Source organism: Candidatus Omnitrophota bacterium (assembly GCA_030650275.1).
Classification (GTDB): Bacteria; Omnitrophota; Gorgyraeia; order Zapsychrales; family Fredricksoniimonadaceae; genus JACPXN01.
In genome coordinates this window covers 178,663-191,938 of record JAUSEK010000023.1, presented here as the reverse complement: position 1 = coordinate 191,938, position 13,276 = coordinate 178,663, and the positions used below count along the sequence as shown (strand labels likewise).

Below are 13,276 nucleotides of genomic sequence, written 5' to 3'. Positions count from 1 at the left end.
CGCTCGAGGTCAGGTGGACCTTCGGTCCACCTGACAATCCGCCGGATACAGGTATAAAGGGACCAAACGCTCCATATCATCATAATCTTTCGCGGCCAAACGCTCAAACGCTATTTGCGCCAGGCGTTTGGCCTGCGGAGACCATAATTTTTGAGGAGCGAAGGCGGGCTTGCACACCGTAGAACCGCATTCTTTGTACGCGCGGATGATGTCGTTGCGGTAAAGCCCCGCTCCGTCGCCTGTAAAAAGGGTCTTGCCATGGACTTTATCCAAAACGGTCTTAATGTCACATAACATATAATCCGACGTGCGTTTTAGGGTCGAACCACCTGTGGTGAGCCTTGTCGAACCATAAATGGCCGCGTACACCATCCCCCGCCTGGCATCGCTTAAAACACAGATCTCATCGCAAGGCAAACCAGCGGCGCCCCGCGCCAGCGTGTCCAAACTGGGAACGCCCACGACGGGCTTACCCGTGGCCATGGCAAAGGCCTTGACCGTGGCTAATCCCACCCGCAAACTGGTGAACGACCCCGGCCCCAGACCCACGGCAAAAGCGCCCAGTTTCTTAAAAGGCACGCCCGCGGATGCCAAAAGCCGGTCAACAGCCGGAATAATGGAATGCTCCAGCACCTTGTCCACGGTCATATTGCGATAACGCAAGACACGCCCGCTATTGGACAGCGCTAAAGAAAAAACTTTTGTTGAGGGTTCGATGGATAAGAAATGCATAGGTCCCGTTGGTTCTCGCTTTTATGCCGCAATTCCACCAGCCAATGGTTTTTGGGAAGCAGGCCGCCCAGCCGTTCGGGCCATTCAATAAAACAAATGCCGTCGCCGTAAAAATACTCATCAAAATTGACCGAGGATATTTCCTGCGGCTTCTCCAGGCGATACAGGTCAAAATGATACAGCGCGGTCTTGGCCGGATAATAATTCATGATGACAAAGGTCGGGCTGTTGACGCTGTCGGGGTCAATGCCAAAGGCGGACGCCGCGCCTTTGACGAACACGGTCTTGCCCGTGCCCAGCTCGCCTTTTAAGGCGACAATGTCGCCCTTTTTTAAATGACGGGCGAATTGGGCGGCCAGACCCATCGTTTCCTCTTGACTCTTAGAAATGCGTGTAACTCCTGGCATGAATTTGTTCTCTGGTGTCGGCAGTGATCTCGCCGATGGGATAAAAAAACCAGCTCCTGCGTTTGTTCTGCCATTTCAATAAACGCATGGCCTGTGATTCTTTAAGCGTGAATAACAATTCAAAATCTTCTCCGTCGGTGAGTGCCTGTGCCAGGGTCGCGCCCCCGGTCAGCGGCACGGCATTGTCCCATAAACGCGCGCCCACCCTGCTTGCCTTGAGGATATGGTTAAGATCGCCGGCCAACCCGTCGGAAATATCGATCATGGCGGACGGTTTAAAATTCTTAACTAAAAACCGCGCCTCTTTAAGCCGCGGCGTAAAATTCAAATGCTTTCCCGTTGCTAAAGAGCGTCCTAATGTCCCGGTAACAAAGATCCAGTCCCCCGGCCTTGCTCCGCTACGGGTCACAAGATGCTTTTTCTCCACCTCGCCCAACAAAGCCACGTTGATAACGATCTTATCCGACCGGACCGTGTCCCCGCCGACAATGCTGACGCCGAAACGTTTGGCCAAAGCAGCCATGGCCTTATACATCTCCTCAACGAAACGCAGCGGCGTTCTTGGCCCAAGCCCCAAAGACACGACCGCGTGCGCCGGCACTCCGCCCATGGCCGCGATATCGCTGATACTGCATGCCAGCGCTTTATGACCTATCGCTGCGCCCCCCATGCGGCGCTTAAAATGTGTGCCCTCAACAAGCATATCGGTCGTAAAGAGCAGATACTTATCCTTAGTATGACGCAATACCGCCGTATCATCGCCGATACCTTTGACCACGCTTGATGTCATCGGCGCGTATTTGCGTATCTTCTCGATCAACCCAAACTCGCCCAGGTCAGAAACATTCATAACGTAGCTTTAATATTACGCAGATAAGGAGGACGGATGATGCCGTATTCGGTGACAATGCCCGTGATCAAGGCGGCCGGCGTGACGTCAAAGGCGGGGTTATAGACCTTAACGCCCTTAGGCGCGGTCGCGACACCGGCGAAATGTGTGACCTCATCGGCCTTGCGCTCCTCGATGGGGATTTGCGCGCCTGTGCGCGTTTTGAGGTCAAAGGTGGATCTGGGCGCGACGATATAAAAAGGAACGCCGTGATGTTTGGCCAGGACCGCGAGCATATAGGTCCCGATCTTATTGGCCGCGTCCCCGTTGGCCGCGATGCGGTCCGCACCGGTGAAGATGATGTCCACCTTGCCCTGCTTCATGAGTGTCGCCGCCATGTTGTCGCAGATGAGCGTTGTATCAATTTTTTCCCGCATCAATTCCCAGCAGGTCAGCCGCGCGCCCTGCAACAGCGGACGCGTCTCGCAGGAAAATACCTTGAACTTGCGTCCCATTTTTCTGGCGCTGTAAAAAACGCCCTGCGCCGTCCCATAATTCACCGTGGCCAATGCCCCGGCATTGCATATGGTCAGCGCTGTCATGCTGTTTTTGATGAGTTTGGCCCCGTGGTCCCCCATGGTGCGGCATACGACCTGATCTTCTTTGAAGATCGCCATGGCCTCCTGATGCAATACCTTCTTTAATTGTTTCACGCTTGCCGACGGATGACGGGTGACGACCGCCTTCATCCGGTCAAGCGCATTGAACAAATTGACCGCGGTCGGACGGGACGTGGCCAGATAAGCACAGGTTTTATGAAATAGTTTTACAAATTTAGCGCGATCATTACCCCTCGATTTCTGCACGCCTAACAAAACGCCGAAGGCCGCGGCAACACCGATGGCCGGCGCCCCGCGCACGCTCAAACGCTTGATGGCATGCCACATGGTGTCCACATCACGGCAGTTGATAAAACTAAGTTTGCCGGGCAATTTGGTCTGGTCAATGATCCTGGCCGCGCCACCTATCCACTTGATTGTTTCGATGGCCATTTATTCAACCTCAATGCGGGGAAAAAGCGGCGGATGGGATTTGAGGACCGTTCCGGGTTTCCATTGCCCCCAAACCGGCTTTGTGCCTGCAGCGCCTAAAATATCCAAAACCATGTTGGCCTTATGCGGCATGACCGGCACCAGCATCATGGACGCGATACGCAGACATTCCCCGGCGGTATAAAGCACGCGGTTGGCGGACGGCATGTCGATCCTGGCCAATTTCCAAGGGGCTTGGACCTCCAGATATTTATTGACCTGCCGCACCAGTTGAATGACGGCTTCAATGGCCTCATGCACCTTCATCCGGCCGATCAAAGAGATCACCGTTGAGTTCAATGCCTGCGCGCAGCGCTTCAACTCTTCTTCCGCCGGCGTCAAAGGCCCGGGCTCGGGCGCCTTCCCCCCGTGATTTTTGGCGATCAAACCGCTCACACGATTCAAGAGATTGCCGAAATCATTGGCCAGGTCGCTGTTAAAACGTTTGATGAAACTTTCCGGCGTAAAATTGGCATCCTGGCCCAGCGCCATTTCGCACATGAGATAATAACGCACCGCGTCAATGCCGTAGGTTTCGGCCAGGTCCAAAGGATTGACGACATTGCCCAGCGATTTGCTCATCTTGGTCTCGCCCATAAGCCACCAGCCGTGGGCAAAAATGGTCTTGGGCAGAGGCAGTCCCAGGGAAAACAGCATCGTGGTCCAATACACGCAGTGGGTGGTCAAAATGTCCTTGCCGATCAAATGCACGTCGGCTGGCCACCATTTCTTGAACTTTGCCTGATCAGAAATATAGCCCGGAACAGAAATATAATTGATCAGCGCGTCAAACCAGACATAGGTGACATAATCCTTATCAAAAGGGATCTCAATGCCCCAATCCATGCGTGATTTGGGACGCGAGATGCACAGATCGCCCAACGGTTGGTCCAAGAATCCCAGGATCTCGTTACGGCGGGACTCGGGCTGGATGAAATCGGGGTTGGCTTTGATATACTCAACGAGCCGGTCATGGTATTTGCCCATCCTGAAAAAATAATTCTTTTCTTTAAGCTTTTTGACGTCGCGAAACTGTCCGCTTTCATATTCGGCATCGGTAATAAAACGTTCCTCCGCCACGGAATACCAGCCCCCGTACTCATCGACATAAATGTCGCCGCCATCGAACACCTGCTGCAAAACCGCCTGCACGGCCTTCTTGTGGCGCCCCTCGGTGGTGCGGATAAAATCGTCGTGGCGGATATCCAGCTTCTTCCATAGATTCAGGAACCGCGGGGCCAGGTCGTCGGCATGGGCCTGCGGTGTCATGCCGCGTTTCTCGGCGGCCTGCTTGACCTTCTGTCCGTGCTCGTCCAATCCTGTCAAAAAAAATACCTCGTCCCCGGCAAAACGGTGATAGCGGGCCAGAACATCGGCGAGGATGGTCGTGTACGCGTGGCCGATGTGCGGCGCGTCGTTCACATAATAGATCGGCGTCGTAATGTAGAATTTACTCATGATCAGCTGGCATTGGTCTGCGCGTAGGCGACCCTGGCGGTCTTGCCTTCGCCCAGATCTACGGTGACGAAACGCTTGAGGATGTCCACGTTAACGACCCGGCCCTTGTCCCCCTCAGGGGTCGTGACCTTCTGACCCATCTTGGGCATGGACCGGGCGAACTCACGGTACACGTTATACTCATACGCCATACAGCATTTGACGCGGCCGCACACACCGGAGATCTTTGAGGGATTCAACGGCAGACCCTGCTCCTTGGCCATCTTGATGGACAACGGATGAAAGCCCTTCATGTAGGACGAACAGCACAATTCCCGTCCGCACACGCCGTATCCGCCGATGATCTTGGCCTTGTCGCGCACGCCGATCTGCTTGAGTTCGATGCGGACACGGAACATCTTGGCCAGGTCCTTGACCAGATTGCGGAAATCCACCCTGTCCTCGGCGGCAAAGAAAAAGAGCACCTTGGTGCTGTCAAAAGAATACTCGGCCTTGATCAATTGCATGTCGATCTTGGTCTCGGCCACCTTGCGCCGGCACGCCTCCAAAGCGTCCTTGGCCTTCATCTGATTGTTGACGATCTGGCGCAGGTCCCCGTCGCTGGCCTTACGCAGGGTCCTGCCGGCGGCCGCTTCCGTCTTTCCGCTGCAGGCCTTGCCCGCCTCGGAAACCACCTTGCCGAACTCAAAACCTTTTTGCACGTCAATGATCACAATGTCCCCCCGGCCGCAGGCCACGCCATTGGCGTCATAAACACCGACGGAACGGTATTCCCCCAATTGGATCTCTATCAAATGTCCCATAATGAATGCACCCTCTCTTTAAGCAAAGATAACGCCATTTTAGCGTTGAGGTTCTCGTTGATGAGTTTGCGGGCACGGACGATCTGTCCGGCCATGGCGGACAATTCCTTCAAAGGCCGTCCGGCCAAAACTCTGATGTCCTGCAGCCGGTCTTGATGCGCGCAATCAGCAGGAGCAGATCCGCTTTTTAACAGGACAGCGTCCCTGACAAAGGAAAGCAGCACGGTCAATGCTTCCACTGCGCTGGGCCTGTCAGAAGCCAATCCCTTCAAGAAATCTTCATTGTTCCCGCTTGAAAAGAATTCATTGATCCATTGGTTCTTCCGCAAACCCATGTCCTCTTTGGCCAATTGCCGGGCCCGGCCCAGGCACCCGTCGGTGTAAAAAGCCAAAAATGCCGCTGTATCCTGCGCCACTCCTTCTTCCCGCAAGGCCTGCGCCACGCGGTTTAAGGGGTAGGAAAAAAACGGGATCACATGGCAGCGGGACTTGATGGTGTCCGGACAGGCCTCCGGCACCGCGGTGGTCAAAAGCATCAAGGTATTGGGCGCGGGTTCTTCCAACGTTTTCAATAAACTGTTGACCGCTTCCGTGGTCAATAGATCAGCGTCGCGGACAATGAACACCTTGACCCTGGCTTCATACGCTTTGAAGGCCGTGCGCTGGATCATTTCTTTGGCCTGTGCGATCTTAATGGCATTTTCATCCTCCAGCAGGGCCAGAATATGAATGTCCGGATGATTGCCGGACGTGATCTTGCGGCAGGAGGCGCAAACACCGCATGGCGCGCCGCCGGAAACATCCTCACAATTGACCAATTGCGCCACGGCCAGGGCGGTTTGCATCTTGCCCGTACCGTGAGGCCCCGTGAACAAATAAGCATGGCCCATCCGGCCGCTGGCCGACAAACGGCGGAAACGGTCAACGACATCGGAATGAACATCCATCAAAGACATAGCAAGCTGTCCACGAACGGTTGAACTCGTTTAAAAATATCTTCCTTGGACCCGTCAACGGTGATGACCTTGATCCGCTTGGGCTCCAGACGGGCCAGCTCCAGATATCCCTGACGGACATTATTGTGATACTCGAGTGAGCGCAATTCAATGCGGTCCTTGGCAACCTTGGTGCGCGCCAGGCCTTTGGCGGTTTCAATATCAAATAAAAATGTCCGGTCCGGGGCGATCCCTTGGGTCGCAAAACGGCCCAATTCTTTGATCAATGCCACATCCACCCCGTTGCCGTAACCCTGGTAAGCAATGGTGGAATCCAAAAAACGGTCGCAGAGCACGACGGTGCCGGATCCCAGCGCCGGGAACAAAACCTCTTTGACCATTTGGGCCCGGGCCGCCATGTACAAGAGCGTTTCGCATTCATCGCCCATGTCCTTGTTCGCCGCGTCCAGCAAAATGCCGCGAATGGCCTCGCTGATCTTGACCCCGCCGGGCTCGCGCAACAGCGTGACAGGGACCTTCTTCTTTTTCAAATAGTCCAACACCAGCGCGGCCTGCGTGCTTTTGCCGGAGCCCTCCGAGCCCTCAAATGTGATAAATTTGCCTTTCATATCCACCGCCATGTCTGACCGCTCTTTCCATCCTCGACGGCAATGCCTTTGTCCTTGAGCAGGTCCCGCAACCGGTCGGAACGCTTGAAATCCTTGGCCGCCCGTGCCGCCAGCCGTTCCTCCAGAAGTTTCTTCAGGTCCTGCGCCAGGGGCCTTTCCTTTTCCTTAAGGAAGAGCCCAAAAATATTGCGCGCGAAATTCTCCAGAATGTCCACGGCATGATAAATGACGCCCAGATAATGCGGGTCCTTCTTGTTCTCATCAATGTATTTATTGGTATCATTGAGCAGATTGAACAGCGCGGCCATGGCCTGAGGCGTATTGAAATCATCGTCCATGGCCTTTAAGAACTCTTCCTTGTGGGTGGTGATAAAATCCGCCTGGCAGGGCTCGACGTCCTTGTCCTTAAGCAATTCAGATGCTTTCCAGAACAAAATGTCAAAACGCCCCAATGCTTTGCGGGCTTCCTGTATTTTCTCCTCGGTAAAATCAATGGCGCTGGCGTAATGAGAGAACAGAAAAAACAGTTTGAGCTCATCAGCGCTGTATTTGGCCGCCGCGTCCTTGATGGTGATAAAATTTCCGGATGATTTGGACATTTTATGCCCGTTGATGGTCAAAAGCCCGTGGTGCATCCAGTATTTGGCAAAGGTCTTTCCCGTCAGGGCCTCGCTCTGGGCGATCTCATTTTCATGATGCGGGAAAATGAGGTCGCGGCCGCCGGCATGGATGTCCAGGGTCTGGGTCTTCAAATGCTTCATGCTCATGCACGAGCATTCAATGTGCCAGCCGGGCCTGCCCCGGCCCCAGGGACTGTCCCACGCGGGCTCGCCGGGTTTGGAGGATTTCCACAGCGCGAAATCCAGCGGGTCTTTCTTCCCGGAGTCCTTTTCAATGCGCACCGCTTCCATCATCCTGTCAATGCTCTGGCCCGACAATTTGCCATAATCCTTAAAAGCGCGCACATTAAAGTACACGTCCGCGCCCACGGCATAGGCGTAACCTTTTTCCATGAGCCCCCGGATATCGGCGATCATGTCAGGGATGTTCTGGGTCGCGCGCGGCTCAACATCCCCCGGCTCCATCCCCAGCAACTTCATGTCCTCATGATACAAAGCGATCTGCTCATCGCTGACCTGTTGACTGGTCCTGCCCGTCTCCAGCGCTTTGGCAATGATCTTGTCATCCACGTCGGTGATATTGCGCACAAAACGCACGTCATAGCCGCGGAATTTCAGATACCGGCGGATGACGTCAAAGACATACAAACTGCGGGCGTGGCCGATGTGGCACCTGTCATAAACGGTCACCCCGCAGGTGTACATCCTGACCGTCTTGCCCTCCAGAGGGACAAAATCTTCTTTTTTCTTGGTCAAAGAATTATAGATCTGCATGGCCGGGATCAAATATTATAATCGGCGTCACTGCCGTCGCCGCGATGGCCGGTTTTCTCTTCCAGATGCTTGATGCGCTTCAATAGCCGGACCATGTTTTCCATGACCGGGTCATTCACGTGCGTGTGGTCGAGCAGGGAGTCGATCTTCTGGCCTTCCTGTTTGGTGACGCGCCCCGGAATGCCCACCACCGTGGAGTTGGGCGGCACGTCCTTGATGACCACCGCGTTGGCCCCGATATAGGAATTCCCGCCGATGGTGATATTGCCCAGGACCTTGGCCCCCGTGCCGATGACCACATTGTCCCCGATGGTCGGGTGGCGTTTGCCGGTTTCTTTGCCCGTTCCCCCCAAGGTCACGCCCTGGTACAAAAGCACATTATTCCCGATGATGGCGGTCTCTCCCACGACAACGCCCATGCCGTGGTCAATGAACAGGTTATGGCCGATCTCGGCCCCCGGATGGAGCTCGATGCCGGTGAAAAACCGCGCGGTCTGCGACAGCCAGCGCGGGACAATGGGGATCTTCCATTGCCAAAGTTGATGCGCCACGCGGTAAATGACCAGAGCGTGCAGGCCCGGATACAACAAAAGGACTTCCAGCGCGCTTTTGGCCGCGGGGTCGCGCTCTTTGACCGTGCGGATCTCGTCGGTAAAAAGGACATAAATGACCAGAAAAACGACGATGATGGATAAAAGAACAACCATATTATACCTCGCATGTACGGGCGATTATTAATCGCCCCTACGGATTAAAACAACCGCGTACGCGGCAATGCCTTGTTTGGCCCCGATAAATCCCAGGCCCTCATGCGTGCCTGCTTTGATATTGACCTGTGTTTCGTCCACCGCCAGTTCAAAGGCGATGTGAAAACGCATTTTCGGCTTATACTCCTGAAGTTTCGGCTGTTCGGCCACGATCATGACGTCCACGTTGGCAACCTTGTAGCCGGCGTCATTGACCTTCTGATTAGATTGTTTCAGCAGGGCTGAACTGGCAATGCCTTTGTATTTCGGGTCGGTATCGGGAAAATGCTCGCCGATATCGCCCAACCCTGCCGCCCCCAAAAGCGCGTCACAGATCGCGTGCAGGACCACGTCGGCGTCCGAATGGCCGTCGAGCCCGTGCGTGTGCGGCACTTCAATACCGCCCAGCATAAGCTTCCGCCCCTTCTTCAGCCGGTGCACGTCATATCCTATGCCGATTCTGTGGCCCATCAGACTAACCCCTCTGCAATCTTCAAATCCTCCGGCGTTGTGATCTTGATGTTGCGGTGGTCCCCCATCACGACCTTGACCCCGACGCCTAAACGCTCGACCAGCATGGCATCGTCGGTGGCTGGCCCTGAGCCCAGTCGAAGGGCTTCGCCTTTAAATTTCCGTTGATGCGCTTTCACCAAGACGTCCTTATGAAATCCCTGCGGCGTCTGCGCTTCCCACAACAGGGAGCGCTGCAGGGTGCGTTCAACGCGCAGGGTCTTGGCATTGACCTGCTTGACCGTGGCTTTGACAGGCACCCCCGTGATAACGGCCTTATGTCTTTTTAATGCCGTCAGCAGGCGTTTGACCATTTCCGCGTTGACCAGCGGACGGGCCGCGTCGTGGACCAAAATAACATCGGTATTGTCATCAACAGCGGCCAAACCGCATTTGACTGAATCGGCCCGGGCCGCGCCGCCCGCAACGACCGCGCGGATCTTTTTAAAATTCCGGCGCAGGGCTTCAAAACGTTTCAGATGGTCCTTATGCCCGACGACAATAATGCCGTTGACCGCTTTCATTCTTTGAAAAACAGCCAGCGAATAGGCGATCAGGGGCCTGCCTTTTAAAAGAACGAACGCCTTGGGCGCCCCGGCTTTCAACCGGGTGCCCACGCCAGCGGCAACAATGATGACCGAAATGTTCATCTCTCCAGTTTGGCGAAGATCATGCGCCCGGCCTGGGTCTGCAAGGCGGAGGTGACGGACACCTTGACCGTTTGCCCGAGGGCGCGTTTACCATCGCTGACAACCACCATGGTCCCGTCTTCCATGTACCCCACAGCCTGGTTGGGCTCTTTGCCGTCCTTGACCAGGCGCACCTCGATCTCCTCGCCGGTGAACACCATGGGCTTGACCGCGTTGACCAGGTCATGGATGTGCAGCATCTCAATGCCCTGGATGGACGCCATGCGGCTCAAATTAAAATCCGTCGTGCAGATGCGCGCGTCCATCAGTTTGGCCAATTTGACGAGTTTCAGGTCCACCGGTTCGGGGCCGCTTAAGTCATCTTCATGGATGTGTACGTCCGCGGCGGTGTCTTTTTGCATGTTCTTAAGAAGTTCCAGCCCCCTGCGTCCACGGCCGCGTTTGATATCGTCGCTGGAATCAGCCAGGCGCTGGAGTTCGTGCAAGATCAAACGCGGCACAACCAAACGGCCGCCCAAAAACCCGGTCTTAAAAATATCCGCGATACGCCCGTCGATGATGGCGCTGCTGTCCAAAAGCACCACCCCCGCCTTGAGGTCCTGGCGCTTGAAACGCACATACGGGATGATGAGGTTGAATTCGTCCTTGCCGCGAAGCGCCATGACCGCGCCCAAATAAGAAAAAACGAGCGTCAAGACCACGCGCAGGATGGGCTGTAAAACGTCGCCCAACGGCAACAAAGAAAAAATGTCGCTGACCAATTTGGCCATAAAAATACCCAGCAAAAGCCCGAAGACCATGCTGGAAAGCCCGCGCACCGAAACCTGGCGCATGGTCAATTCCATCGCGATGAGGACCGCGGCGCCGATGATGCCGAAGGCAGCCCCTGCTTGCGGGGCATAGTTGATCGCGCCGATCTGATACCCGACGATGCCGCTGATGATAAAAAAGAACGCCCGGACGAATAATAATGTCATATGCCTCTCCTAACAGGACCCCGCCGCTTCCGCCATCAGCGGAGGCGGGGCCATTACATTTTATCCAACGCTTCCCGCACGTTCGTCACGGGAATGAGTTTGATGCCTTTGGGTTTGTAATCCGCCTTGCCCTTGAGATTATTTTTGGGCATGATGCACCGGGTGAAGCCGAGCTTCTGGGCTTCATTGACGCGCACCTCGATCTGGGAAACACTGCGCACTTCCGCCGAAAGCCCCACCTCGCCCAAAACAGCCAGGTCATGCGGCACGGGTTTGTCCAGCAAGGCGGATGCCACCGCCAAGGTCACCGCAAGGTCTGCCGCCGGGTCCATCACTTTAACGCCGCCGACGACGTTTAAAAAAATGTCCTTGTCCCCCAAATTCAGCCCCAGCCGTTTTTCGAGCACCGCGACCAAGAGCGCCAGGCGGTTGGAGTCAAATCCCTGCGCTTTCTGGCGCACCATGCCGAAGGCCGAGCGGCTCACTAGCCCCTGGATCTCCACCAAAAAAGGCCGCGTCCCTTCAAGAACAGGAACAACCACGGACCCCGAAGAATCCTGCGGCCGTTCGGAAAGAAAGATCTCCGACGGGTTGGAGACCTCCTGCAGGCCGGCCGCCGTCATCTCAAAAACGCCGATCTCATTGGTGGAACCAAAACGGTTCTTATTGGCGCGCAGCACCCGGTATGAGGAATACCGCTCGCCCTCAAAATAAAGCACCGTATCCACCATGTGTTCCAAAACACGCGGACCGGCCAGCATCCCTTCCTTGGTCACGTGCCCGACCAAAAACAGCGCGATGCCGCGGCTCTTGGCCAATTGGGTGAACACGGCCGCGCTTTCCCGCACCTGGGCCACACTGCCCGGCGACGAAGACAATTCCGCCAGATGCACGACCTGGATCGAATCAATGACAACGACCTGGGGTCCAAGCGTGTGGATATGGTCCACGATCTCCTGTACGTCAATGGCATTGACGATGAACAGGTCGGCGCCGCCGAAGTCCTTGGTCACACGGTCAGCGCGCAATTTGGCCTGGCGCACGCTTTCCTCGCCGCTGACATACAAAACTTTCAGGCCCTGCCGGGCCAGCCCGTAACCGCTTTGGATGACAATGGTGGATTTGCCGATGCCCGGGTCCCCGCCGATGAGGGTGACGGAGCCGGGCACCACCCCGCCGCCCATCACGCGATCGAATTCGCCGATGCCCGTTAAAAAACGGCGCTCCTGCCGGACGTCCACGTCTTTGAGCAGGACCGGGCTTTGGGCCGAAGCCGCCATCTGAAGGCGCAATTTCTGGGTCTCGGGATGGGCCGCGGACTGTTCTTCAACAAAAGAATTCCAACTCTCGCAATTGGGACATTTACCGACCCAGCGCAGAGAGTTCGTGCCGCATTCCTGACAAACAAATATAGTTTTAGTTCTCATGCTAAGCTCGAAGGTCGAAGGTCGAAGCTCAAAGGATTTTTTCCTTCCAGCTTCGAGCTTCCAGCTTTCACCTATTTTTAGGCCGGTACAACAGCTTCCAGGGGTTGGCTTTCAGGTCCGCGGTGAGTTCATCCAGATTGCGGTATATGGACTCATCCGTCAGGAATTTCCCGACGGTGCCTTGCCCTTTGTTGATATTATCGATGGTTCTCTCCATCTTCTCCGTCAAGGCATACACCCGTTCCGAGATCTTCTCCATCGGCACCGGATCAAGCCCGACGACGACGGTGCCGGCCTTGAAAAACTCGGTGGATGTGCCGGGCATGATCTCCACGTATTTTTCACCCAGAAGGCCCAGTTGATTGATGGTCACTTTTGAATCCACGGGGATCTCAACACCTTCCTTGATCCACATGGTGACGCGCACCTTGGTCCTTTGATCGTCATTAGCGTCCGTAAAAACCTCCATGTTCTTGACCAGGCCCGCTTCCACCCCGGCCAAACGCACCGGTGCGGCCTCTTTGAGCCCGTTGGCGAAACCGAACACGGCCTGCAGGGGACGGCCTTTCTCAAATAATGACAGGTTGCTGACCGAAAATATGAAATAGGACAGGCCGGCCAGGGCCAGCAGGACAAAACTTCCGACTTTCAGTTCGAGATGGCTCTCGCGCGACATAAGCGTTCTCCC

Annotated in this window: 15 protein-coding genes; all 15 read right to left on the bottom strand. The window is 55.4% G+C overall.

What is annotated here, in order from left to right:
* Nucleotides 1-9: 9 nt before the first annotated feature.
* The 15 genes from tsaB to Q7K71_06780 all read right to left on the bottom strand — a co-directional run bounded on the left by tsaB (nt 10) and on the right by Q7K71_06780 (nt 13,264).
* Complete coding sequence (tsaB, locus tag Q7K71_06850; GenBank protein ID MDO8675813.1) at nt 10-663, bottom strand: tRNA (adenosine(37)-N6)-threonylcarbamoyltransferase complex dimerization subunit type 1 TsaB; 654 nt, start codon at nt 661-663, stop codon at nt 10-12.
* Between the two features lie 23 nt (nt 664-686).
* Nucleotides 687-1,139, bottom strand: a complete 453-nt coding sequence (gene tsaE, locus Q7K71_06845; protein MDO8675812.1) for a tRNA (adenosine(37)-N6)-threonylcarbamoyltransferase complex ATPase subunit type 1 TsaE — start codon at nt 1,137-1,139, stop codon at nt 687-689.
* Nucleotides 1,114-1,989 (bottom strand): thiamine-phosphate kinase, encoded by an 876-nt coding sequence (thiL, locus tag Q7K71_06840; protein ID MDO8675811.1) that lies wholly within the window; start codon nt 1,987-1,989, stop codon nt 1,114-1,116. Before thiL ends, tsaE begins: the two co-directional genes overlap by 26 nt.
* A complete protein-coding gene (gene mtnA / locus Q7K71_06835) occupies nt 1,986-3,020 on the bottom strand; it encodes an S-methyl-5-thioribose-1-phosphate isomerase (protein ID MDO8675810.1) in 1,035 nt (344 codons plus the stop codon). Before mtnA ends, thiL begins: the two co-directional genes overlap by 4 nt.
* Entirely contained in the window at nt 3,021-4,517 is a 1,497-nt protein-coding gene (gene metG / locus Q7K71_06830; GenBank protein ID MDO8675809.1) for a methionine--tRNA ligase, read from the bottom strand. It lies immediately after the preceding gene.
* 2 nt (nt 4,518-4,519) lie between these two features.
* Nucleotides 4,520-5,320, bottom strand: a complete 801-nt coding sequence (locus tag Q7K71_06825; GenBank protein ID MDO8675808.1) for a stage 0 sporulation family protein — start codon at nt 5,318-5,320, stop codon at nt 4,520-4,522.
* Complete coding sequence (locus Q7K71_06820; GenBank protein ID MDO8675807.1) at nt 5,308-6,276, bottom strand: AAA family ATPase; 969 nt, start codon at nt 6,274-6,276, stop codon at nt 5,308-5,310. Before Q7K71_06820 ends, Q7K71_06825 begins: the two co-directional genes overlap by 13 nt.
* The gene (gene tmk / locus Q7K71_06815) at nt 6,267-6,884 is read right to left on the bottom strand and encodes a dTMP kinase (protein MDO8675806.1); all 618 of its coding nucleotides are present in this window, start codon (nt 6,882-6,884) and stop codon (nt 6,267-6,269) included. The genes Q7K71_06820 and tmk overlap by 10 nt, the downstream gene beginning before the upstream one ends.
* Nucleotides 6,881-8,278, bottom strand: a complete 1,398-nt coding sequence (gene cysS / locus Q7K71_06810) for a cysteine--tRNA ligase (protein ID MDO8675805.1) — start codon at nt 8,276-8,278, stop codon at nt 6,881-6,883. The genes tmk and cysS overlap by 4 nt, the downstream gene beginning before the upstream one ends.
* An 8-nt stretch (nt 8,279-8,286) precedes the next feature.
* Nucleotides 8,287-8,985 carry a serine O-acetyltransferase EpsC gene (gene epsC, locus Q7K71_06805; protein MDO8675804.1) on the bottom strand — a complete coding sequence of 233 codons (699 nt, stop codon included), beginning with the start codon at nt 8,983-8,985 and terminating at the stop codon, nt 8,287-8,289.
* Between the two features lie 27 nt (nt 8,986-9,012).
* On the bottom strand, nt 9,013-9,495 hold the full coding sequence (ispF, locus tag Q7K71_06800; protein ID MDO8675803.1) for a 2-C-methyl-D-erythritol 2,4-cyclodiphosphate synthase: 483 nt from the start codon (nt 9,493-9,495) through the stop codon (nt 9,013-9,015).
* Nucleotides 9,495-10,184: a 2-C-methyl-D-erythritol 4-phosphate cytidylyltransferase gene (ispD, locus tag Q7K71_06795; protein MDO8675802.1), complete on the bottom strand. Its 690-nt coding sequence runs from the start codon at nt 10,182-10,184 to the stop codon at nt 9,495-9,497. Before ispD ends, ispF begins: the two co-directional genes overlap by 1 nt.
* The gene (locus Q7K71_06790) at nt 10,181-11,161 is read right to left on the bottom strand and encodes a TRAM domain-containing protein (protein ID MDO8675801.1); all 981 of its coding nucleotides are present in this window, start codon (nt 11,159-11,161) and stop codon (nt 10,181-10,183) included. Before Q7K71_06790 ends, ispD begins: the two co-directional genes overlap by 4 nt.
* 53 nt (nt 11,162-11,214) lie before the next feature.
* On the bottom strand, nt 11,215-12,588 hold the full coding sequence (gene radA / locus Q7K71_06785; GenBank protein ID MDO8675800.1) for a DNA repair protein RadA: 1,374 nt from the start codon (nt 12,586-12,588) through the stop codon (nt 11,215-11,217).
* Between the two features lie 67 nt (nt 12,589-12,655).
* Nucleotides 12,656-13,264: an MlaD family protein gene (locus Q7K71_06780; GenBank protein ID MDO8675799.1), complete on the bottom strand. Its 609-nt coding sequence runs from the start codon at nt 13,262-13,264 to the stop codon at nt 12,656-12,658.
* Nucleotides 13,265-13,276 lie beyond the last annotated feature (12 nt).

Bases quoted from the DNA above. Each gene is read 5' to 3' on its own strand.
- tsaE (MDO8675812.1), bottom strand. From the start codon at position 1,139: ATGCCAGGAGTTACACGCATTTCTAAGAGTCAAGAGGAAACGATGGGT.
- thiL (MDO8675811.1), bottom strand. From the start codon at position 1,989: ATGAATGTTTCTGACCTGGGCGAGTTTGGGTTGATCGAGAAGATACGC.
- mtnA (MDO8675810.1), bottom strand. From the start codon at position 3,020: ATGGCCATCGAAACAATCAAGTGGATAGGTGGCGCGGCCAGGATCATT.
- metG (MDO8675809.1), bottom strand. From the start codon at position 4,517: ATGAGTAAATTCTACATTACGACGCCGATCTATTATGTGAACGACGCG.
- Q7K71_06825 (MDO8675808.1), bottom strand. From the start codon at position 5,320: ATGGGACATTTGATAGAGATCCAATTGGGGGAATACCGTTCCGTCGGT.
- Q7K71_06820 (MDO8675807.1), bottom strand. From the start codon at position 6,276: ATGTCTTTGATGGATGTTCATTCCGATGTCGTTGACCGTTTCCGCCGT.
- tmk (MDO8675806.1), bottom strand. From the start codon at position 6,884: ATGAAAGGCAAATTTATCACATTTGAGGGCTCGGAGGGCTCCGGCAAA.
- cysS (MDO8675805.1), bottom strand. From the start codon at position 8,278: ATGCAGATCTATAATTCTTTGACCAAGAAAAAAGAAGATTTTGTCCCT.
- epsC (MDO8675804.1), bottom strand. From the start codon at position 8,985: ATGGTTGTTCTTTTATCCATCATCGTCGTTTTTCTGGTCATTTATGTC.
- ispF (MDO8675803.1), bottom strand. From the start codon at position 9,495: ATGGGCCACAGAATCGGCATAGGATATGACGTGCACCGGCTGAAGAAG.
- ispD (MDO8675802.1), bottom strand. From the start codon at position 10,184: ATGAACATTTCGGTCATCATTGTTGCCGCTGGCGTGGGCACCCGGTTG.
- Q7K71_06790 (MDO8675801.1), bottom strand. From the start codon at position 11,161: ATGACATTATTATTCGTCCGGGCGTTCTTTTTTATCATCAGCGGCATC.
- radA (MDO8675800.1), bottom strand. From the start codon at position 12,588: ATGAGAACTAAAACTATATTTGTTTGTCAGGAATGCGGCACGAACTCT.
- Q7K71_06780 (MDO8675799.1), bottom strand. From the start codon at position 13,264: ATGTCGCGCGAGAGCCATCTCGAACTGAAAGTCGGAAGTTTTGTCCTG.